This is a genomic window from Kribbella steppae, from assembly GCF_004342025.1.
Classification (GTDB): Bacteria; Actinomycetota; Actinomycetes; order Propionibacteriales; family Kribbellaceae; genus Kribbella; species Kribbella steppae.
In genome coordinates this window covers 303,563-323,817 of record NZ_SLWN01000008.1, presented here as the reverse complement: position 1 = coordinate 323,817, position 20,255 = coordinate 303,563, and the positions used below count along the sequence as shown (strand labels likewise).

Annotated in this window: 21 protein-coding genes and 1 tRNA gene; 11 read left to right on the top strand and 11 right to left on the bottom strand. The window is 68.1% G+C overall.

Going from position 1 to position 20,255, the window contains the following annotated elements:
• Positions 1-149: 149 nt before the first annotated feature.
• From EV652_RS24885 to EV652_RS24870, 4 genes are all read left to right on the top strand, one after another.
• Positions 150-773 (top strand): helix-turn-helix transcriptional regulator, encoded by a 624-nt coding sequence (locus EV652_RS24885; RefSeq protein ID WP_132211609.1) that lies wholly within the window; start codon positions 150-152, stop codon positions 771-773.
• On the top strand, positions 757-1,887 hold the full coding sequence (locus tag EV652_RS24880; RefSeq protein ID WP_132211608.1) for an aminotransferase class I/II-fold pyridoxal phosphate-dependent enzyme: 1,131 nt from the start codon (positions 757-759) through the stop codon (positions 1,885-1,887). The genes EV652_RS24885 and EV652_RS24880 overlap by 17 nt, the downstream gene beginning before the upstream one ends.
• On the top strand, positions 1,884-2,783 hold the full coding sequence (locus tag EV652_RS24875; RefSeq protein ID WP_132211607.1) for an ornithine cyclodeaminase family protein: 900 nt from the start codon (positions 1,884-1,886) through the stop codon (positions 2,781-2,783). Before EV652_RS24880 ends, EV652_RS24875 begins: the two co-directional genes overlap by 4 nt.
• A 422-nt stretch (positions 2,784-3,205) precedes the next feature.
• Entirely contained in the window at positions 3,206-4,330 is a 1,125-nt protein-coding gene (locus EV652_RS24870; RefSeq protein WP_242001975.1) for an endonuclease, read from the top strand.
• Between the two features lie 52 nt (positions 4,331-4,382).
• On the opposite strand, the gene EV652_RS24865 is transcribed toward EV652_RS24870, so the two are convergent.
• From EV652_RS24865 to EV652_RS24830, 8 genes are all read right to left on the bottom strand, one after another.
• Positions 4,383-5,003 (bottom strand): dihydrofolate reductase family protein, encoded by a 621-nt coding sequence (locus EV652_RS24865; RefSeq protein WP_132211605.1) that lies wholly within the window; start codon positions 5,001-5,003, stop codon positions 4,383-4,385.
• A complete protein-coding gene (locus tag EV652_RS24860) occupies positions 5,003-5,509 on the bottom strand; it encodes an SRPBCC family protein (protein ID WP_132211604.1) in 507 nt (168 codons plus the stop codon). Before EV652_RS24860 ends, EV652_RS24865 begins: the two co-directional genes overlap by 1 nt.
• Positions 5,510-5,512: 3 nt before the next feature.
• Complete coding sequence (locus EV652_RS24855) at positions 5,513-5,854, bottom strand: ArsR/SmtB family transcription factor (RefSeq protein ID WP_132211603.1); 342 nt, start codon at positions 5,852-5,854, stop codon at positions 5,513-5,515.
• A 31-nt stretch (positions 5,855-5,885) separates the two neighbouring features.
• Positions 5,886-7,712, bottom strand: a complete 1,827-nt coding sequence (locus EV652_RS24850) for a hypothetical protein (RefSeq protein ID WP_132211602.1) — start codon at positions 7,710-7,712, stop codon at positions 5,886-5,888.
• Positions 7,697-8,503, bottom strand: a complete 807-nt coding sequence (locus tag EV652_RS24845; protein ID WP_242001974.1) for an ABC transporter ATP-binding protein — start codon at positions 8,501-8,503, stop codon at positions 7,697-7,699. Before EV652_RS24845 ends, EV652_RS24850 begins: the two co-directional genes overlap by 16 nt.
• A 56-nt stretch (positions 8,504-8,559) precedes the next feature.
• The gene (locus EV652_RS24840; protein WP_132211601.1) at positions 8,560-8,763 is read right to left on the bottom strand and encodes a hypothetical protein; all 204 of its coding nucleotides are present in this window, start codon (positions 8,761-8,763) and stop codon (positions 8,560-8,562) included.
• 52 nt (positions 8,764-8,815) lie between these two features.
• The gene (locus EV652_RS24835) at positions 8,816-9,646 is read right to left on the bottom strand and encodes a carbon-nitrogen hydrolase family protein (RefSeq protein WP_132211600.1); all 831 of its coding nucleotides are present in this window, start codon (positions 9,644-9,646) and stop codon (positions 8,816-8,818) included.
• A gap of 164 nt (positions 9,647-9,810) precedes the next feature.
• Positions 9,811-9,894, bottom strand: a tRNA-Leu gene (locus EV652_RS24830).
• A 227-nt stretch (positions 9,895-10,121) separates the two neighbouring features.
• Between EV652_RS24830 and EV652_RS24825 the strand changes: the two genes are divergently transcribed.
• The 6 genes from EV652_RS24825 (at position 10,122) to pknB (ending at position 17,607) form a co-directional block, all read left to right on the top strand.
• Positions 10,122-10,943, top strand: coding sequence for an FHA domain-containing protein (locus tag EV652_RS24825; RefSeq protein ID WP_132211599.1), 822 nt, complete (start codon positions 10,122-10,124; stop codon positions 10,941-10,943).
• A 10-nt stretch (positions 10,944-10,953) separates the two neighbouring features.
• Entirely contained in the window at positions 10,954-11,436 is a 483-nt protein-coding gene (locus EV652_RS24820) for an FHA domain-containing protein FhaB/FipA (RefSeq protein ID WP_132211598.1), read from the top strand.
• A 10-nt stretch (positions 11,437-11,446) separates the two neighbouring features.
• Positions 11,447-12,823 carry a PP2C family protein-serine/threonine phosphatase gene (locus tag EV652_RS24815; RefSeq protein WP_132211597.1) on the top strand — a complete coding sequence of 459 codons (1,377 nt, stop codon included), beginning with the start codon at positions 11,447-11,449 and terminating at the stop codon, positions 12,821-12,823.
• On the top strand, positions 12,820-14,220 hold the full coding sequence (locus tag EV652_RS24810) for an FtsW/RodA/SpoVE family cell cycle protein (protein WP_132211596.1): 1,401 nt from the start codon (positions 12,820-12,822) through the stop codon (positions 14,218-14,220). The genes EV652_RS24815 and EV652_RS24810 overlap by 4 nt, the downstream gene beginning before the upstream one ends.
• Positions 14,217-15,668, top strand: coding sequence for a peptidoglycan D,D-transpeptidase FtsI family protein (locus tag EV652_RS24805; RefSeq protein WP_132211595.1), 1,452 nt, complete (start codon positions 14,217-14,219; stop codon positions 15,666-15,668). The genes EV652_RS24810 and EV652_RS24805 overlap by 4 nt, the downstream gene beginning before the upstream one ends.
• Positions 15,669-15,780: 112 nt before the next feature.
• On the top strand, positions 15,781-17,607 hold the full coding sequence (gene pknB, locus EV652_RS24800) for a Stk1 family PASTA domain-containing Ser/Thr kinase (RefSeq protein WP_132211594.1): 1,827 nt from the start codon (positions 15,781-15,783) through the stop codon (positions 17,605-17,607).
• A gap of 42 nt (positions 17,608-17,649) precedes the next feature.
• Here pknB and EV652_RS24795 read toward each other — a convergent pair whose 3' ends face one another.
• Positions 17,650-18,267: an aminodeoxychorismate/anthranilate synthase component II gene (locus tag EV652_RS24795; protein ID WP_132211593.1), complete on the bottom strand. Its 618-nt coding sequence runs from the start codon at positions 18,265-18,267 to the stop codon at positions 17,650-17,652.
• Between the two features lie 23 nt (positions 18,268-18,290).
• Positions 18,291-19,061 (bottom strand): DUF881 domain-containing protein, encoded by a 771-nt coding sequence (locus EV652_RS24790; RefSeq protein ID WP_132211592.1) that lies wholly within the window; start codon positions 19,059-19,061, stop codon positions 18,291-18,293.
• Between the two features lie 111 nt (positions 19,062-19,172).
• Between EV652_RS24790 and EV652_RS24785 the strand changes: the two genes are divergently transcribed.
• Positions 19,173-19,433 (top strand): cell division protein CrgA, encoded by a 261-nt coding sequence (locus EV652_RS24785; RefSeq protein WP_132211591.1) that lies wholly within the window; start codon positions 19,173-19,175, stop codon positions 19,431-19,433.
• A 357-nt stretch (positions 19,434-19,790) separates the two neighbouring features.
• On the opposite strand, the gene EV652_RS24780 is transcribed toward EV652_RS24785, so the two are convergent.
• A complete protein-coding gene (locus tag EV652_RS24780; RefSeq protein WP_132211590.1) occupies positions 19,791-20,237 on the bottom strand; it encodes an Lrp/AsnC family transcriptional regulator in 447 nt (148 codons plus the stop codon).
• Between the last annotated feature and the right edge of the window lie 18 nt (positions 20,238-20,255).

Below are 20,255 nucleotides of genomic sequence, written 5' to 3'. Positions count from 1 at the left end.
CCCGATCCGCGCTGTCCACAGCTGCCGTAGCTGCGACATGGCGCAATCGCGCCACCACTCGTTGTCAGTCGCGTGGATCAGCTGCGACGGCGTTCGGCTCCACCGTCACCGTATAGACATCACGTCCACTGTGGACATATTGTCCAGGTATGAAGCCCGAACAGCTGGCACCGATCGGTGACGCGCTGGCCCGGTTGCTGTCGCCGCACGCCGAGGTCGTCCTGCACGATCCGACGACCGACGAGGTCGTCGCGATCTGGAACCCGCTGTCCGGCCGCGAGCCGGGCGAACCCTCGCTCCTCGGTGAGCTGGACGAACTGTCCACCAGTGGTCCGGATGTGTACGGGCCGCACCCGAAGGTCCTGTCGGACGGTCGGCGGCTGTCGAGTATCAGCGCGGTGGTCCGGGACGACGACGGCCAGCCGGCGTACGTCTTCTGCGTGAACGTGGACCGGACCGCCTTCGAGGAAGCGAGTCGCCTGCTGGCTGCCTTCGCCGCGCCGGCGGCCGGGCAGCCGCGCGTGCTGTTCGAGCGCGACTGGCTCGAGACCCTCAATGAGAACGTCGCCGAGTACGTCCGCGAGCGCGGTGTCACGGTCGAGCGGCTGAGCCGGGAGGACCGGGTGGAACTGCTCGGCAGGCTGGACGCTGCGGGTGTGCTGAGCCAGCGGCGGTCCGTGCCGGCGGTCGCGCGGGCGCTGCGGATCTCCCGGTCCGCCCTCTACCAGCATCTCGGAGAAGCCCGAAAGGAGTCTCATGCCGACCCTGCCTGACTTCCGGTTGGAGACGTACTTCGCGCAGTGGGAGTTCAGCGCCCGCTACCACCTGACTGCATCGGACGCGCAGACACACAGCTTGAGCGAACTGCTCGCGTTGGCCGACGACGACGGTCGGGAGCGCTGGGAGTCGCTGGCACTCGGCTACACCGAGACCCGTGGACTGCCGGCGCTGCGGGAGGAGATCGCGGCGACCTACACGAACGCCTCCGCGGACGACGTCCTGTGCTTCGCCGGTGCCGAAGAGGCGATCTACCTCGCCATGCGGACCCTCCTCGAGCCCACCGACCACCTCGTCGTACTGACCCCGAACTACCAGGCGGCCGAGACGGTCCCACTGGCCGTGTGCGAGGTCACCGGGGTCGCACTGCAGGCCGACTCCGGTTGGGCGCTCGACGTCGACGCCGTGGAACGCGCACTGCGGCCCAACACCCGGATGGTGTCGGTCAACTTCCCGAACAACCCGACCGGCGCGGTGCCCACTCCTGAAGCCTGGCAGGCGTTGGTGCAGCTCTGCGACGACCGTGGCATCACCCTGTTCAGTGACGAGGTCTACCGCGGCCTGGAGCTGACCCGCTCACCGTTGCCACAAGCAACAGATCTCTCCGGTACGGTGCTGTCCCTCAACGTGATGTCGAAGGCGTACGGCCTGCCGGGACTGCGGATCGGCTGGATCGTCTGCCGGGATCGTGACGTCCTCGACAAGCTGGAACGCGCCAAGCACTACACGACCATCTGCAACTCCGCGACGAGCGAGGTGCTGGCGCTGATCGCCCTGCGCGCCCGGGAGCACCTGCTCGACCGGAACCGCCGGATCGTCGCGGAGAACCTGCCGGTCTTCACCGACTTCTTCGCGCGCTATCCGGACCTGTTCGAGTTCACGCCGCCCGATGGAGGCTGCGTCTGCTTCCCGCGCTACCTCGGCGCCGACGGGGTCGAGACGATGTGCAGCGAGCTCGTCGAACAGGCCGGCGTACTGCTGCTGCCGTCGAGCATCTACAGCTCCGCGCTGACCGAGACCCCGACCGACCGCTTCCGCGTCGGCGTCGGTCGTCGCGACCCGTCGGAGGCGCTGGCCGCGTGGTCCGACTGGCTGGAGAAGCGCCGATGACGCTGCCTGTCATCGGGCTCGCGGAGATCAGCCGAGTCGCCACACCGTCGCTCGTCTTCACTGCGGTCCGCCACGCGCTGATCGCCCACGCCGAGGGTCGTACGTCGGTCCCGGCGCCGATGGTGCTCGACTTCCCGGCCCACGCCGGTGACTGCCACGTGAAGGCCGGGTACGTCGAGGGATCGCCGTACTTCGTGGTCAAGGTCGCCAGCACGTTCGCGTCGGTCAACAACGGGCTGATGCTCGTCGTCGACGCAACCAACGGCACTCCGGCCGCAGTGCTCGCCGACGAGGGCAAGCTGACGGCCTGGCGTACGGCGGCCGCGGGGGCGCTGATCACCGACGCGATGACACCGGTCGACGTGGACGAGGTCGCCGTACTCGGGACTGGTGAGCAGGCGCTGATGCAGGTGCAGTGGTTGCGGGAGTTGCGACCGCTGCGTCGGGTCAAGGTGTGGGGCCGACGACCATCGGCTGTGGACGGACTCTGTGCGGCGTTGGCGGCGGACGGCCTCGATGCGCGGCCCGATGCGCTGGCCGGCGCGAAATGTGTGATCGCGACGACGGCCGCTCGGGAAGCCTTGCCGTCCGCGGCGTTCCGGTCGGCTGTGCACGTGACCGGGATCGGTACCGATATGCCCGGGAAGGGCGAGCTTCCGGTCGAGGTGTTCGCCGGGGCTGTGGTCGCGACCGACGATCACGAGCAGTGCCTCGACCACGGTGACTTCGGCAACGCCGTACGGGCCGGGGTCGTGGCCGATGACGTGGACCTTGCGATCGGCGCCGTACTGCGGGACGGGATGGAGCGGGGTCGTCGCTCGGTGGCCGATCTGACCGGGATCGGTGCGGCCGATGCGGCGGTGGCGGCCGCCGTACTGGCGCAACTGGTTCGTTGATCGCTGCAGGGCCGGTGCTGTCAAGAGGGTGGCCGCTGCTTGTTCAGTGACCCGTCAGTAGGGTGAGACGGCTGCTCGGACCTGTGGACAACGCGTGCCGGACTGAGTACGGTCCGTTAACGGCGTCCGCACCACGCCACCGCTTCGGAGGGGCTGATCCCTCCCCTTGTCGGTGAGGTGCTGCCCGCCAGTAGCGCCTCACTGGTGGATGGGCAGAGCAGCCCGCGGCAGCTCGTCGCGGCCTGATGGGGGCCCATACACCTAGGTGGGGCGGCGAGCGTCACTCACACGCTCCCCGCCCCACCGACTCAACTCTTCACTCCTCGTTTCCCGCCTCGTTTCCCGCGCGGATGTTCGGTGGCCCGTTCGGCGGGGCAGACTGACCCCGACGCAGTGGTCCCCAACCGCCCCTGGGAGATGCCGTGCTTCGTTCCCGCGCATTCCGGCCCGTACTGATCGTCAGCGTCGTCCTCACGCTGCTCGGCTTCGGCGTGACGCCGACGTCGGCGGCCACCCCCATCTCCGTGAGTACGGCGATCGGCCGGCAGGACGGGTCCACCGCGACGGTCTCGGGTTACGTGGTCGGTCAGCCGACCGCCACCAGCACCGTTGTACGGAGCAACTTCCCGAACGACTACGCGCTCGCACTGGCGGACTCGGCGTCGCAGACCAGTACGTCGTCCATGCTGTACGTCCAGATCACGTCGGCGTTCAGGTCGTCGTACGGGCTGCGGAGCAACCCTGGACTGGTCGGGCAGAAGATCACCGTGACCGGCACGCTGGGCGCGTACTTCTCGCACGCCGGGCTGACGAACACGACGGCGTTCAGCGGCGGCGGTTCGTCGGATCCGGGGCCTGATCCGGGTGATTACTACGCCGGGACCGAGGGCAAGACCGGTTCTGCCCTGAAGGCGGCGCTGCACACGATCATCTCGGACCAGACCAAGCTCAGCTACGACCAGGTGTGGAACGCGCTCAAGGACACTGACCAGGACCCGGCGAACACGAACAACGTCATCCTGCTGTACTCCGGCCGGTCCCAGAGCAAGAGCACCAACGGCGGCGACCCGAACGACTGGAACCGCGAGCACGTCTGGGCCAAGTCCCACGGCGACTTCGGTACGGCGACCGGCCCCGGCACCGACATCCACCACCTCCGCCCGGAGGACGTCTCGGTGAACGCGGCCCGCGGCAACCTCGACTTCGACAACGGCGGCTCAGCCGTCTCCGAATGCTCCGGCTGCACCGTCGACTCCGACTCCTTCGCCCCGCGTGCCGCCGTCCGCGGTGACGTCGCCCGGATGATCCTCTACATGGCCGTCCGCTACGAAGGTGACGACGGCTTCGCCAACCTCGAGCCCAACAACTCGGTCAACAACGGCAGCGCCCCCTACATCGGCAAACTCTCCGTCCTGAAGGCCTGGGCCGCCGCCGACCCACCCGACACCTTCGAAAAACGCCGCAACGAAGTCATCTACACCACCTACCAACACAACCGAAACCCCTTCATCGACCACCCCGAATGGATCACGTCCATCTGGCCGTGACCTTGGCGTTGATGCGTCAAGTGCCTGGGGTTCCTTCGCGTCCGCCGTGCGCCTACCGCTCCCGGACGGCGTAGGTCAGGTGCGTCACCCTCGGGGAGGACTCCGCGCGGACTGGCTCCAGGGCCACGCGGCCCGCGTCCACGCCCTCGAACAGGCGGATTCCGGAGCCGAACAGCACTGGCGACAGCGCGATCGTGAACTCGTCGATCAGGCCGGCGTTCACGTATTCCAGGATCGTTGCGCCGCCGCCCGCGATGCGGACGTCCCGGTCGCCGGCGGCCTCGCGGGCCTGGTCGAGCGCGGTCTCGATGCCGTCGTTGACGAAGTGGAACGTGGTCCCACCCGGCCGCTCCCAGGGGTCCCGCTTCTCGTGCGTCACGACGAAGACCGGCGTGTGGAACGGCGCCTCCTCCGGCCACATCTGCTCGCCGGCGTCGAACATGCGCTTGCCCATCACGCTAGCGCCGGTGCGCTCGAACGTCTCCCGCGCGATGTCGTTGTCACGCCCTTCCTCGCCGCCCTCGCCGAGCTTCAGGTTCTCCCGGAAGAACCGCAGCGGGAAGACCCATGCCTGCAGTTCCATCCACTGCTGCCCCATCAAGTCCCCGAGGGATTCGGGCGCGATGTAGCCGTCCAGCGACATCGACACGCCGAAGAACACCTTTCCGGCCATCAGTCCTCCGCTCCCAACCGAGAGATCTCGGTGACGTAGGCAGCCAGGTTGCTCAGGGTCTGCCGGCCGCCCTCGATCGCGTGGTACTTCTCGACCGCCTCGTCGCGCAGTTCCTTGGTGGGGAACACCGTGCGCATCTCGATCCGGGTCGCCGTACCGTCGGGCGCGAACGTCAGGACCGACTCGAAGGCGTTCGGGTCGTCGCGGGATTCACCGTGCAGCAGCGCGATCCGCTCCGGCGGGGCGATCTCGGTCCAGGAGATCCACTCCTGATAGTCCGTCCCGTCCGGCCCGTGCAGCACGAAATCCCACTCCCCGCCGACGCGGAACTCGAAGGACCACGTGGTGGTGGTGAACCCCTCCGGTCCCCACCATCGCGACAGGTGCCGGACTTCGGTGAACGCCTCGAACACCAGCTCCCGTGGGGCACTGATGACCCGGGAGATCACGATCTCGCGGTCAGCCGTCGCCGGCTCCGCCCGCGCTTCTTGCCTTGCTCCTGTCATCGGTCAGTCCTCCTGCCGTGTCTGCTTGAGGTCCTGCACGTAGGTGTCCAGCCGGTCGAAACTCTCGTTCCAGAACCGCTCGAACCCGCCGGTCCACTCGTGGACCGGCCGCAGCCCGCGGGCGTCAAGGCCGTACAGGCGCTGCTTGCCTGCCTTGCGGTCCCGCACCAGCCCGACCTCCCGGAGCACCCGCAGGTGTTTGGACGCCCCCGGTTGGGTCATCCCCAGCTCCTGGGCCAACTCGGTCACCGGCCGCTCACCCGCCCGCAGCAGCACCAGGATCTCCCGGCGCTGCGGCTCGGCGATCGCGTTGAAGACGTCCGACGTCGTCGCTGCTCGTGCCATGACCGCAATCATATGCCCATATCGGCATGCGTCAAGTCGAGCTGGCCGCGACCTTCTTCTTGGCGTTGAGGTAGGTGAGGCCTCCGTAGGTGTACATGGACAGGCCTAGTACGGCCATGGCGATGATGACGGGCCAGTGCCATTGGGGTTCCAGGTGGAGGGCCAGGAACCAGGACTTGGTGTCGGTGTTGTTGGTGAGGATGAAGACGGCGGGGACTACGGCTTGGGGGAAGAGGGGGATGGCGCCGAAGCCTAGGCAGTAGTTGGCGAGGGTACGGCGCCAGCGGGGGAGCTGGTCGAGAACGGCAGCCTTCTTGGCCTGCTCGGTGGTGGAGCGGCCGTGCCTGAGGAGGGTGAGTAGCTCCGGGCCGCGCTGGTCCAGGCGGACGGCTGCTAGTCGGCCGAGGTACCACCACGCCAGTACGCCGGATGCCACGCCGACCGCGACGCCCCACCAGGACCAGGCCAGGGCTGCCCCGAGTGCTGGGCCGGCCGTGAGCGACACCAGGATGAGCATCACCCAGACGATGCCCATGGTCTCGCTCTCGTTCTCACCTGAGTTGAGCGGGTTGCCGGACCGCTTGTGCGCGTCCGTCGTCGGCACAGCCGCGAACACCGAGCAGGCGACGACCAGACCGGCCGCACCGCCCAGAAGCGCCGGCAGCACGCTCAGCACGAGCGGCCACGCACTCGAGGAGCCCGACCACCAGGTGAGGAGGAGAGTGATCAGCAGGGTCGGCGGCCCGAACACCAGCAGGAACGCGCGCTGCCGAGCTCTGACATCCGGCCCGGCCGAGCCAGGAGTCATGAGGGTCGTCCAGAGCGCCGTACCGTCCGAGCCGTACAGGTTGGACGCCATCGACCCGGCCATCACCAGAGCGGCCGGACCGGCCCACGGCAGCATGCCCTTCCAGCCGATAGCGAGCGGCATCAGGCAGAAGAAGAGGCCGTAGCTGATCGCGAACACGGCACGGTGCCCGTAGAGCAGGTCACGCGTCCAGGACCGGATCTCCTTGGCTGCAGCCGCGTCACGTGGACCAGTGGCAGTCAGCAGCCGCCGTGGTTTGCGGCCGGTGCGGCTGGCCGTCGTACGTCGTACCAGGAGAGCGGACCAGCCGACGAACATCACCACAGCAAGTACTGCAAGACCTGCAAGGGCCAGGAGCACCCGCAACCAGTCGCCACGCCCAGCAGCCTCTACTGCGACCAGACCCCAGCCGGACGGCGCAACACGTGCACCGCTCGCCATGGTGCCCTGCACGTCCGTGGACACGAAGGCAACGATCAGAGCCCACCCCTGCGCAGTGAACGCCAGGATGAACGCGTTGACGATTGCAGCGAGTACAGCGCCGGACCGCACCTGCAGGAGTACGCCGTACACCGCAACAGCGAGCCTGGACGCCAGCACGAAGCACAGGAGCTGCAGAACCACAGCAGGTAAGGCGATCAGGGTCGCGGCGACGGACAGCTGAGTGCCGAGGACTACGAGGCTCAGCAGCGCCAGCAGACTGATGATTGGCGCGACACCGGCCAGTGCGGCGGTGAGAAGTCCGGCAGAGAGTGTGCGGGGAGTGAGCGGGAGCATGCTGAAGTACTCCGGCTTGAGCGTCTCGTCACCGCCACCGGCGAACATCGGGCCGACGATCCAGCCGAGCATCCAGACCGCCAGAGCGACGACGAGCACATCCAGATCGCCCTTGGCGGCCACCCAGATCGTCCCGCCGGCGAGCACCACGCCGGCGAACGCGCCGGTGCCGATCCAGCTCAGCCGGTTCTGGTCCTTCAGCGCGTGCCGGAACGCGGCCAGCCGCATCCGGACCAGCGTCTGCGAGGTGGCGTAGGTCAGGCCGACAGCCATGACAACCCTTCCGCGCCACGGGTCGAGGCACCGACCAGCGACACGAACGCGTCCTCCAGGGTGCCGCCCGCCTGCACCTCGGAAACGGTGCCCGAGGCAACAACCTTCCCGTGCGCGATGACCGCCACCCGGTCACACAACTGCTCGACCAGCGCCATCACGTGACTCGACATCACCACCGAGCCGCCGCCGGCGATGAACCTGTTCAGGATGGTCCGGATCGTTGCCGCCGACACGGGATCGACCGCCTCGAACGGTTCGTCCAGCACCAGCAGCCGCGGCGCGTGCAGCAACGCGACAGCCAAGCCGAGCTTCTTCCGCATCCCGGTCGAGTACCCGATCACCTGCTTCCCGTCCTCGTGATCGAGCTCGAGCACTTCGAGCAGTTCCGTCGTACGCCGCTCGACCTCGTCCGCCGGCAGACCGCGCAGCAGCCCGAGATAGGTGAGCACCTCGCGCCCGGTCAACCGCTCAGGCATCCCGAGCCCGTCCGGCAGTACGCCGACCAACGCCTTCGCCCGGGTGGGATCGGCCCACACGTCCACCCCGAAGATCCTCGCCGTACCCGCGTCCGGCCGCAGCAGCCCGACCGCCATCGACAACGAGGTCGTCTTCCCGGCCCCGTTGGGTCCCAGCATCCCGAAGAACGACCCCTTCGGCACCGCAAGACTCAGATCGTCAACCGCCGTCTCCGACCCGAAGACCTTGGTCAAACCGTCCAGTTCGAACGCCGCACTCTCCATACCGCCGGCTTCCTTCCAGGTCACACCCTTGGATGCCAACTCTGTCATCCGGTGCTGACCTCGTCGTCAATCCAGCGGCCGACCTCGGCTGTCCCCCGACCGGGCTACGTCAGCCGTTCGAGCGCCCGGCCGACCTGACCGCGCCACGCCTGGTAGGCAGCCGGTTCGCGGACGTAGTTCCTCTGGTTCGTGACAACCTGCCGGGAGGTCAGCAGGTCCTCGGCGTGGGCGATGATGCGCGGGTCGCTACCCGGTGGCGCGTGGTCGACGGCCTGCCGGAGTGCCGCGAGCAGGTTGTGGTCCTCCATGCCGTCGCGGAAGTTCTCGATCCGGATCGACGGCAGGCCCTACGGAGAGCGATCAGAGCGTGGTGCGGTCGCTGGAGCGGGGGTCGGCGACGGCTCGGGTGCGGTAGATATCGCCTTTGAGAGCGGTGGCGCGCCAGGGCCGGGCGTGGGCGAGGGGGACCTTCAGGGCCGGGTCGTCGCGGTCGATGGTGGTGATGGTGAGCTCGGACTTGCCGGCGAGTTGGGCGGCGTAGGTGCCGTCCGGGGTGATCAGACCGGACGGCATCAGGTCCACGGTCTGGGCGGGCAGCGACATGGCGACCCAGTAGCAGTTGATCGCGGCGTGCGCGCGGGCCTTCACCTCGAAGACCGCGTCGACCGGGTACGCCGACAGCAGCAGGCACTCGACGCCGAGCCGCTCGTACTGACTGAACAGGTGCGGGAAGTTGATCTCGACACAGATCACGCAGCCGAACCGGTAGCCGTCGACGTCGAATACGACCGGGTCGAAACCGGGCGAGTAGAAGTGGTTGAGCTCGGTGTTCGACAAGAACCGCTTGTCGTACCGGTCGACGAGCTCGCCGGCGTCGGAGATGACGTACAGACTGTTGTGCGGCCGGTGCGGCGGCGTCAGCGGATGCGCCGAGCCGAGCACGACCCAGAGCTTCAGCTCCGCGGCCAGCGCCATGATCTGCTCGAGCTCGTCGCAGACCGCGTCCCAGTCAACGTCCGACCAGTCGGCGATCTGCTCCTTCGCGTACCCGCTCAGCAGGCCCTCGGGGAACTGCACCAGCCGAGCCCGCCCGCCGGCTGCCTTCCGCATCAGCGAACGAACCGTCTTCCCGTTCGCCCGAGCGTCCGCCGTGATGGTGGGCTGAGCAATAGCAATCCGAATCCCCGTCATCGCCCTACAGTCTCAGCCCGTGCCGACAGAACGCCCCAACGCCACGAACACAAGCTCGGTCCCACCCGGAACCCGGCGTACCACCCGCTGACCGGGTGACAGTCGCCACACCGGAGGCAACGCTCGGAATGCAAAAAGTCCCGGTCGTCGACCGGGACTTGTTGTGCGCGAGGGGGGAGTTGAACCCCCACGCCCTTTCGGGCACACGGACCTGAACCGTGCGCGTCTGCCTATTCCGCCACCCGCGCGCTTGATCGCATCTGACAGTGTCTTCTGCAACCGAGAAGGAACAGTAGCACGGGTCCTACGGAACGTTCACATTGCGGGTTGGGTCGAACCTCCCGATACGATCGATCGTCGTACCCGGTGTGTCCGCCCACGACCGGCGGACGACGTACGGCGTGCCTGCTGAGGGCGCCGGACGGCAAGCAGGATCGTTGGCACCAACCGGCGACCGGACCGTGGAGGAGGAGGCGTGCGACCGCTGCAGCGCTTCGAGCGACGTCTGGAGGGCATTGTGAGCGGTGTCTTCGCGCGTGCGTTCAAGGGCGACGTCGAGCCGATCGAGCTGGCGGCGGCGCTCAAGCGTGAGATCGACAACACCGCGCGGATCCTGTCCAGGGACCGCCGGCTGGTGCCGAATCACTTCACCATCGAACTCGGGCCAGGCGACTTCGAGCGCCTGGACGCCTACGGCCAGACCCTGAACCACGAACTGGCGAACGAGTTGCGTGACCATGCCGACATCCAGCGGTACACGTTCTCCGGTCCGATCGAGATCGCGCTGACCCGGCAGGACGACCTGCCGACGGGTAAGTTCCGTGTGGTCAGTGCCACGGTCGGGACCCAACGGCCCCGTCCGCAGCCCCAGCCCTACCAGCAGGAGCCCTACGTGCCGCCGAACGACGGCCAGACAGTGATGCAGAGCGCCCCACCGCCGCCCCAGCAACAGCCTCCGCGCCGCGGCCACCCGCAGGTGATGCTCGAGGTGAACGGCCGCCGCCGGCCGGTCAACCCCCCGGGTGTCGTGCTCGGCCGCGGTACCGACGCGGACATCCAGATCAACGACCCGGGTGTGTCCCGGCGGCATGCGGAGATCCGGCTGATGCCAGAGGGTCCTGGCGGTGTCCGGGTGGTCCTGGTCGACCTGGGTTCCACCAACGGGACGCTGGTGAACGGACGGCGGAGCACCGAGGCCGAGCTGGTCGACGGCTCGACCGTGCGGATCGGGAACACGACGATGACGCTGCGTCTGGCGGACGAGCCGATCGCCCAGCCGCCGAGCAGCGGGTGGTGACTGACCGTCCATGTCGGAACTGACCCTGACCCTGATCAAACTGGGGTTCCTAGCCCTGTTGTGGATGTTCGTCCTCGCGGTGCTCTCCGTGATCAGGTCCGACCTGTTCGGTGCGAAGGTCGACAGTCGTGCGGCGGCCGCCGTCGTACCCCAGAACAGCCGGACGCCGAAACCGGTCAAGCCGGTGAAGAAGCGCAAGGGCCTGCCCGGGTCGGTGACGATCGCGGACGGGCCCCAGGCCGGGGTCGGTGCCACCCTGGTGGACCAACCGGTGATCATCGGCCGCGGCTCGGACTGCCAGATCCGGCTGGACGACGACTACTCTTCCACCCGGCACTCCCGGCTGTTCCTCTCCGAGGGCCAGTGGTGGGTCGAGGACCTCGGCTCCACCAACGGCACGTACCTGGACGGCCAGCGGGTGACCCGCCCGGTGCCGGCCGAGATCGGCGGATCGATCCGGATCGGCCGGACGACGCTGAACATCGCGAAGTAGGCCTGCCTCAATGACCCTGTCGCTCGACTATGCCGCACTGTCCGACGTCGGACGGGTGCGCCGCAACAACGAGGACTCGGCGTACGCCGGTCCGCACCTCCTGCTGCTCGCCGACGGAATGGGCGGCGCGGCGGCCGGTGAGGTGGCCAGTGCGGCCGCGGTCCAGGTGATCCGGAAGCTGGACAAGTCGGGGATCAGCGGCGAGGACATGATCGAGGCGCTGGCCGGTGCGGTGCACCGGGCGAACGAGCGGCTGTCCGAACTGGTCGAGGAGGACCCGGAGCGCGAGGGGATGGGTTCGACCGTCACCGCGCTGATGTTCGACGGGCAACAACTCGGACTGGCCCACCTGGGCGACTCCCGTGCGTACCGGATGCGCGACGGGCTGCTGTACCAGTTGAGCCACGACCACACTTTTGTGCAGTCGCTGGTGGACGAGGGCCGGATCTCCAAGGAGGAGGCCTTCACCCACCCGCACCGCAATCTGATCCTGCGCGTGCTCGACGGCCGGCCGGACTCCGATCCGGACCTGGAGATCCTCGACGTCCGCGCCGGCGACCGGCTGATGCTGTGCAGTGACGGCCTGCCCGACTACGTGAGTGACGAGGTGATCGCGGCCTCGATGGCCGACGGTACGCCGGACTCCGTGGTGGTGGAGCTCATCACGCACGCCCTGGAAGCCGGGTCGAACGATAACGTCACGTGCGTCGTCGCGGACGTGGTCGAGACGCAGCCGTCGAGCGGGTCCAACGCGCAGCTCGTCGGCGCGGCCGCTGAGCTGGCGCAGGGCGGGACAGGTCGCGGCGAGCCGACAGTCGTCGTACCCGGTCATGGCAGCGGTGGCGGTGCCGGCGGCGCGGTCCTCGATCCGGAGGAGCTGCGGTACGCCCCGCGGCCGCCCAAGCGTTTCCCGTGGTTGCGGCGGATCGCCGTACTGGTCGTCATCCTCGGCCTGATCGGTGGCGTGGGCTGGTTCGCGTACAGGTGGACACAGAACCAGTACTACGTCGGCACCGACGGCGACTACGTGGCGATCTTCAAGGGGGTGGAAGGGGACATCCCCGGCCTGACGCTGTCGAGCGTGTACGAGAAGCAGAACCTGCAGGTGGACAAGCTGCCGACGTACAGCCGCGAGCAGGTGGAGAACAACATCCAGGCCGACGACCTCCCCGGCGCGCGGACAATCGTGAGCGAGTTGCAGCGCACCGCCGACGAGTGCGCCGCCAAGGCGAAGCCGACCCCGAGTCCCACGCCGAAGCCGAGTACGCCGAAGCCCAGTACGACGGTTCCTGCACCGACGGTCACGGTCAAGCCGCCGGCCACGACACCGTCCACCACGCCGACCACCGGGACGGTCAACCCCGACGACTGTGACGGCGTCCGATGAGTATCGCGTCGACATCCGTCATCCAGATCATCCCGCGCAGCCGGCGTGGGGTGGAGTTGCTGCTGCTCATCATCGCGATCATCGTCTCGGTCGGCGCGTACGTGAACATCGGCATCACCGTCCAGGACAAGGTCCCGGCCAGTACCGGGTACTACGCCGCCGGCATCGGGCTGCTCGCGCTGATCGCCCACTTCGCGCTGCGCTACCGCGCGCCGTACGCCGATCCGGTGCTGCTGCCGTGCGCCGTCGTACTCAACGGGCTCGGTGTGGCGATGATCCACCGGGTCGACCTCGGCCTGGCCGCGGCCGCGGAGGCGGCCGGACGGGAGCCGCGGGCAGCCGCCGCGCCGCAGCAGATCACCTGGACCGCGGTCGGCGTCGTCTTGTTCCTGGCCGTCATCGTGCTGATCCGCGACCACCGGCGGCTGCAGGCGCTGACCTACACCGCGGGACTGGCCGGTCTGATCCTGCTGGTGCTGCCGCTCATCCCGGGTCTCGGTGTGGACATCAACGGCGCGCAGATCTGGGTCCGGTTCCTCGGGATGTCGTTCCAGCCCGGTGAGTTCGCGAAGCTCTGTCTGGTGATCTTCTTCGCCGGCTACCTGGTGGTCAAACGGGACGTGCTGACCCTGGCCGGGCACCGCTTCCTCGGTCTCGACCTGCCCCGGGCCCGCGACCTCGGCCCGATCCTGATCGCCTGGGCGGTCAGCCTGGGCGTGCTGGTCTTCGAGAAGGACCTTGGCTCGTCGCTGCTGTTCTTCGGCCTGTTCCTGATCCTGCTGTACGTGTCCACCGAGCGGGCCGGCTGGCTGATCATCGGTGGCCTGCTGTTCGCCGGCGGCGCGTTCTTCGCGTCCCAGACCTTCGGCCATGTGCAGAAGCGGGTGGACGACTGGCTGCACCCGTTCAACGAGGTCGGCGGCCAGGTCGCCACCGCCCTGATGGGCCAGGCCTGGGGCGGTGTGCTCGGCCGCGGCCTGGGCCAGGGCCGCCCCGAACTGCTCGGCTTCTACGGCCAGAGCGACTTCATCATCTCCTCGTTCGGCGAGGAGCTCGGCCTGACCGGGCTGATGGCGATCATCCTGATCTACACGCTGATCGTGGAGCGCGGCCTGCGAACCGCGCTCGGTTGCCGGGACATCTTCGGCAAGCTGGTCGCGACCGGTCTGGCCATGTCGTTCGCGCTGCAGGTGTTCGTCATCGTCGGCGGTGTCACCGGTCTGATCCCACTGACCGGTCTGGCCACCCCGTTCATGGCGCTGGGCGGTACGTCGCTGGTCGCGAACTGGGCGATCATCGCGCTGCTGCTGCGGATCAGTGACCAGGCGCGCCGGCCGCAGACCCCGGCCGCTCCAGTGTCCGACGAAACGATCGCGATGGCGGTGCAGAAGCAGTGAACTCAGCGATCCGGCGACTGGCGATGGCGGCGATCATCCTGATGCTCGCGCTGATGGCGAACGCGACGTACCTGCAGGCCTTCCGGGCCGGCGACCTGAACGCGCGCAACGACAACCGGCGAGTGCGCGACTCGCAGTTCTCGGTCGACCGCGGCCCGATCCTGATCGGCAGTACGCCGATCGCGCAGAGCAAGCCGTCGAACGACCGGTTCCAGTTCCAGCGCACGTACGCGTCCGGTCCGGTCTACGCACCAGTGACCGGGTACTACTCCTACCTGTACGGCCGGGCCGGCATCGAGCTGACCCAGAACGCCGAGCTGAACGGGTCCGACCCGTCGATGGCCTTCCGCCGGGTGATCGACGTGATCACCAACCGCCGCCAGCAGGGCGCCAGCGTGACGCTGACGCTGAACGCCGCGGCGCAGCAGGCGGCGTACGCCGGACTGGCCGGCAAGACCGGCGCGGTGGTGGCGATCGAGCCGAAGACCGGCCGGGTGCTCGCGCTCGTGAGCCGGCCGTCGTACGACCCGAACCAGCTCGCCTCGCACAACCTCGAGGACGTCAGCGCAGCGTGGAAGAGGCTGAACGAGGCCGAGAGCAAGCCGATGTCGAACCGGGCGGTCAAGGAGCTCTACCCGCCGGGCTCGACGTTCAAGCTGGTCACTGCCGCCGCAGCCCTGTCCAGTGGCAAGTTCACGCCAGAGACCAAGGTGCGCTCGCCGGCCGAGCTGCCGCTGCCGCAGACCACCGAACCGTTGCGCAACGAGAACCTCCAGAACTGCGGCGGCAGCGACAACGCGACGCTGACGGTCGCGCTGCGCAACTCCTGCAACACCGCGTTCGGCGCCATCGGCATGGAGCTGGGCGCGGACGCGCTGGCCGAGCAGTCCGCCAAGTTCGGCTTCGGCGAGCGGCACCTGCCCGAGCTGGGCGCGGTTGCCAGCCAGTTCCCGGGTGACCCGAACCAGCCGCAGACCGCGCAGTCCGCGATCGGCCAGTTCGACGTGCGGGCCACCCCGCTGCAGATGGCGATGGTGGCGGCCGGGATCGCGAACAAGGGCGACGTGATGAAGCCCTACCTGGTGCAGAACGTGAAGACCGCGGACCTGAAGACGGTGTCGGAGACCAAGCCGGAGTCGCTGCACCAGGCGGTCACGCCGGATGTCGCGGCTGAGCTCACCACGATGATGGTCGACGTGGTGGAAAACGGCACCGGCAAGCCCGGCCGGATCAGCAATGTCCAGGTGGCCGGCAAGACCGGTACGGCGCAGACGTCGAAGGACCGGCCGCCGTTCGCCTGGTTCACCGCATTCGCCCCGGCCGACGACCCGAAGGTCGCGGTGGCGGTGATGATCGAGGACGCGAACATCCCGCGCAACGACATCGCCGGCGGCACCCTGGCGGCACCGATCGCCAAACGGGTGATGGAGGCGGTGCTGGGCCAATGACCACGATACGGAATGATGCCGTGACAGCGCGTCTTTCCAACGGGGATCCACGTGTGGCGGCCGCTACCGTGGGCAAGTTGAGTGTGTTCCGGACAGGTTGGAAGGCAGAGTCATGACATCGCAGGCACGTCTCGTCGGCGGCCGGTACGAAGAAGGCGAACCGCTCGGCCGCGGCGGCATGGCCGATGTGCGCAGGGGCGTCGACAACCGGCTCGGCCGAAGCGTCGCGATCAAGCGACTGCGGGTCGATCTGGCCAGCGACGCGACCTTCCAAGCCAGATTCCGTCGGGAGGCCCAGTCGGCTGCCTCTCTGAACCACCCGACCATCGTGTCGGTGTACGACACCGGCGAGGAGCCGGACCCGAACGGCTCCGGCATCACCATTCCGTACATCGTGATGGAACTCGTGACCGGCAAGACGCTGCGGGACCTGATCCGCGAGGGCCGCAAGATCATGCCGGAGCGGGCGCTGGAGATCACCTCCGGCGTACTCGAAGCACTCGACTACAGCCACCGGGCCGGCATCGTGCACCGCGACATCAAGCCCGGGAACGTGATGCTGACCCCGCAGGGTCAGGTCAAGGTGATGGACTTCGGCATCGCCCGCGCGGTCGCCGACACCTCGTCCACGATGACCCAGACCGCGGCCGTCATCGGTACGGCGCAGTACCTGTCACCGGAGCAGGCTCGCGGCGAGACCGTCGACGCCCGCTCGGACCTGTACTCGACCGGCTGCCTGCTGTACGAACTGCTGACCGGCCGGCCGCCGTTCGTCGGTGAGTCGCCGGTGTCGGTGGCCTATCAGCACGTCCGGGAGCAGGCGCTGCCGCCGTCGTCGTTCGACCCCGACATCCCGCCGGAGGTCGACGCGGTCGTCCTCAAGGCGCTGGCGAAGAACCGCGAGGAGCGGTACCAGAGCGCTGCCGAGATGCGGCAGGACATCCACCGGGTGCTGGCCGGGCAGCAGGTGACCGCGCCGATGGCCGCGTTCGGCGAGACCCGCGCGATTCCGGCGGTGGCCCCGGCCGCGGCGACCCAGGCCTACCGGCAGACCGCTGCCGACGACCTGCTGCCGCCGGACGGCGACGATCTGGACGAGGCCCAAGCAGCCAGGGCCCGCCGCAACCGCGGTCTCGCCTACTTCCTGCTCGGTCTGGCCATCGTGGCCGTGGCGGTCGGCGCCTATGCCCTGTTCACGAGCATGAACAAGGACAACGGCGGCGGCACGGCGGCCCCGCCGGCGAAGGTCCAGGTGCCGGACGTGAGCGGCAAGTCGGTGGCCGAGGCGACCGCCCTGCTGACCGAGCAGGGCTTGAAGTTCGCTCAGGGCCCGTCCCAGCCGAGTGACACGGTCGGCCGCGGACTGGCGCTCTCGCAGACCCCGCAGCCGAACACCGAGGCCGAGAAGGACTCGACCGTCACCGTGGTGTTCTCGGCGGGCCGCAGCGCCTTCCCGGTGCCGGACGTGATCGGCAAGTCCGAATCCTCGGCACGGAAGGCTCTCGAGGGCACCGCGGCGAACTTCAAGGTCAAGGACAAGACAGTCGAACAGGACAGCGGTGAGAAGGCCGGCACCGTGCTGGCTGTCAGCCCGGACCCGACCGGTCAGTACCCGTCCGGCACCGAGTTCACCCTGACCGTGTCCTCCGGCAAGGAGATGATCGAGGTTCCGAACGTCGTCACCGTGCCGCAGGACGACGCGACCAAGCAGCTGAAGGATCTCGGCTTCCAGGTCGGCTACGCGACCGGCACCGACCCGAACGCGGTCGACCAGACCGTGATCCAGCAGAGCGTGAAGGCGAACACCAAGGCCCCCAAGGGCTCGTTGATCACGCTCACCATCAACGACCTGCCGGAGAGCACCCCGAGCACCACACCGAGTCCAACGCCGTCGGAGACTCCGGAGGATCCGACCACGCCACCGATCATCGGCGGCTGACCAACGACGAACCCGCCCAGTGCGGGGGGCTTCTTCGTTGGTTCAGCTGACGACGGGAGCCAGACCGACCGAGCGGGCGACGGCATCCGGGTCGCCGCACATCGCCAGCCAGTTGGCGAGCATCCGGTGGCCGCCCTCGGTGAGCACCGACTCCGGGTGGAACTGGACGCCCTCGACCGGGAGGTCGCGGTGCCTGGCCGCCATGATCACGCCGGCCTCGGTCCGGGCCGTCACCTGCAGCTCGTCGGGCACGGTGCCCTCGGCGATCGCCAGCGAGTGGTACCGGGTCGCGGTGAACGGCGACGGCAACCCGGCAAGCACACCGGCGCCCTCGTGGAAGACTTGGCTCGTCTTGCCGTGCAGCAGCTCGTCGGCCCGTCCGACCACCCCGCCGTACGCGACGCCGATGGCCTGCAGGCCAAGGCAGACGCCGAAGATCGGGACCTGGCCGCCCGTCTCCTTGATGATGTCCACACACGCGCCGGCCTCTTCCGGCGTACCGGGGCCGGGGGAGAGCAGGACACCGTCGTACTCGGTGACCTGGTCAGGGGTGACCTCGTCGTTGCGCAGCACGGTGGTCTCGGCCTGCAACTGCTGCAGGTACTGGACCAGGTTGTAGACGAAGGAGTCGTAGTTGTCGACGACAAGGATCCGCGGCATGCGGTCCATTGTGACAGCTAGGCCTACCGGCCGCTGGCCGTCGGGCTGACCGAAGGAGTGCGTTCGAAGCCCGGCACGGTCGCGCTCTGCAGATCGAGGGTGCCCTCGTAGGCCGGCATCGCGATCGACGACTCGTTCTTCACCTCGTACCCGAGCTGGAACTTCACCACGTAGTCCTGCAGGTTCTCGATGTACTGCGAGTCGTCCAGCGCCTTCTGCAGCTTCCGCCGGTCCCCGATCGCGGTGATCTTGTACGGCGGCAGGTACGGCACACCGTGCAGGACGACGGAGTTGCCGACGCACTTGATCCCGGTGGTGGAGATGACTCGGTGGTTCTGGATCGAGAGCGCGTCAGCGCCGCCGGCCCAGAGCGCGTTCACCACGGCCTGGATGTCCTGCTGGTGGATCACCAACCAGTCGGCGTCGACATCCGGGTTGTCCTTGACCACCTCACGCGGCGCGTCCTTCAGGGTGACGGTCAGTCCTGGACCGGTGACGGGCGTCGTGCCGACCTGATCGGACAGTTCCTTGAGCTGGTCGGACAGCTTCGGGTCGATCGAGCCTTGTTGCGCCTGCAGCTTCTCGATGTCCTGGGTCAGCGCCGCGTGCTGACGGACCAGGCTCGCGCTACGGCGGCTCTGTTCCTCCACCAGCCCGGCGAGCGTAGTGTTGCGGCTAGGGCGCAGGTCGGTGCCCCGGGCGTTGGTGGCGCTGGTCGCGAACAGCAGACCGGCGCACAACAGCGCCAGCGGTGCCCCCGCTCGCCACAGCGAAATACGCCTCAACCTACGCACCCGTGATCTCCATGTTGCTCTCTGCACTACGCTAACCCGGGACCGGACCCAGAACAGACACCGTCCGGCGCCTCAGCGCTCAGCTTATGCGTCCTTACAAGGAGTTCAGTCGTGCCCGAGTCGAGCAGTCGCAACAAGAAGAAGACCGACAAGGTCAAGGCGGAGAAGACGCCGAAGAAGCCGCGCACCACCAGCCGCGTCTGGGTGGCGCCGCTGATGCTGGCCTGCTGGCTGCTCGGACTCGCCTGGCTGGTCGTCTTCTACGTGGCCGGCCAGGACATCCCGGTGATGAACGACCTGGGCAACTGGAACCTGCTGATCGGCATGGGCCTGATCGCCGTCGGCTTCGTCGTCTCCACCCAGTGGATCTAGTCCGCCGCTGAGCCCCGCTGGCCTCAGCGGGGCGACTGTGCCAAGGCCTCAGCCGGTGATCGGGCGCACCCGGCTCAGGTCCGTGGTCAACTGCCGCAGCGCGGGCGCGAACTGGGCCCAGCTGGTCGACGTCTCCGGGTTCCAACCGAACACCTGGTTCGCCTGCACGGCGGGCAGCTTGGCGACCGCAGGCGCCGGGAATCACAGGCGTGAAGTTATCCACACCCGTATCCCCAGCTGTGCACAGCTTTCCGGCGATTTGTCCCCAGGTTGTCCCCGGCTTCTCCACGATCTCCGGCGAGAATTCCCAGAAATCTGTGGATAAGCGAGGTTTGAGCCGATCGGTTTCCACAGCGTTCACGTCGGCAACGGCCGGTTGTCCACCACCCGCATCATCACGATGGTGGACGTCATCCGCTGCACCCCCGGCAGCCGGGCGAGCTTCTCGTCCCGCAACTTCTGGAACGCGGCAATGTCCGCGGTCGCCACCCGGATCAGGTAGTCCGGCTCACCGAACAGCCGCTCCGCGTGCACCACGTCCTCGATCTCGGCCAGGCCGGCCTCGAACGCGGCGACCGATTCCTCCCGATCCATCGTCACCGCGACCAGCACCTCGAACCCGCGACCCACCACGGCCGGATCGAGCACGGCCCGATATCCACCGATCACCCCGGACCGCTCCAGCTCCCGCATCCTTCGATGACACGGCGCCGCACTCAGCCCGACCCGCTGGGCCAGTTCCGTCACCGTCAGCCGCCCCTCGGCCTGCAGCACCGCAAGGATCTTGCGATCGATCGCATCCATAGAAGGAATCCTATCGCT

Bases quoted from the DNA above. Each gene is read 5' to 3' on its own strand.
- EV652_RS24885 (WP_132211609.1), top strand. From the start codon at position 150: ATGAAGCCCGAACAGCTGGCACCGATCGGTGACGCGCTGGCCCGGTTG.
- EV652_RS24880 (WP_132211608.1), top strand. From the start codon at position 757: ATGCCGACCCTGCCTGACTTCCGGTTGGAGACGTACTTCGCGCAGTGG.
- EV652_RS24875 (WP_132211607.1), top strand. From the start codon at position 1,884: ATGACGCTGCCTGTCATCGGGCTCGCGGAGATCAGCCGAGTCGCCACA.
- EV652_RS24865 (WP_132211605.1), bottom strand. From the start codon at position 5,003: ATGGCCGGAAAGGTGTTCTTCGGCGTGTCGATGTCGCTGGACGGCTAC.
- EV652_RS24860 (WP_132211604.1), bottom strand. From the start codon at position 5,509: ATGACAGGAGCAAGGCAAGAAGCGCGGGCGGAGCCGGCGACGGCTGAC.
- EV652_RS24855 (WP_132211603.1), bottom strand. From the start codon at position 5,854: ATGGCACGAGCAGCGACGACGTCGGACGTCTTCAACGCGATCGCCGAG.
- EV652_RS24850 (WP_132211602.1), bottom strand. From the start codon at position 7,712: ATGGCTGTCGGCCTGACCTACGCCACCTCGCAGACGCTGGTCCGGATG.
- EV652_RS24845 (WP_242001974.1), bottom strand. From the start codon at position 8,503: ATGACAGAGTTGGCATCCAAGGGTGTGACCTGGAAGGAAGCCGGCGGT.
- EV652_RS24840 (WP_132211601.1), bottom strand. From the start codon at position 8,763: ATGGAGGACCACAACCTGCTCGCGGCACTCCGGCAGGCCGTCGACCAC.
- EV652_RS24835 (WP_132211600.1), bottom strand. From the start codon at position 9,646: ATGACGGGGATTCGGATTGCTATTGCTCAGCCCACCATCACGGCGGAC.
- EV652_RS24820 (WP_132211598.1), top strand. From the start codon at position 10,954: ATGTCGGAACTGACCCTGACCCTGATCAAACTGGGGTTCCTAGCCCTG.
- EV652_RS24815 (WP_132211597.1), top strand. From the start codon at position 11,447: ATGACCCTGTCGCTCGACTATGCCGCACTGTCCGACGTCGGACGGGTG.
- EV652_RS24810 (WP_132211596.1), top strand. From the start codon at position 12,820: ATGAGTATCGCGTCGACATCCGTCATCCAGATCATCCCGCGCAGCCGG.
- pknB (WP_132211594.1), top strand. From the start codon at position 15,781: ATGACATCGCAGGCACGTCTCGTCGGCGGCCGGTACGAAGAAGGCGAA.
- EV652_RS24795 (WP_132211593.1), bottom strand. From the start codon at position 18,267: ATGCCGCGGATCCTTGTCGTCGACAACTACGACTCCTTCGTCTACAAC.
- EV652_RS24780 (WP_132211590.1), bottom strand. From the start codon at position 20,237: ATGGATGCGATCGATCGCAAGATCCTTGCGGTGCTGCAGGCCGAGGGG.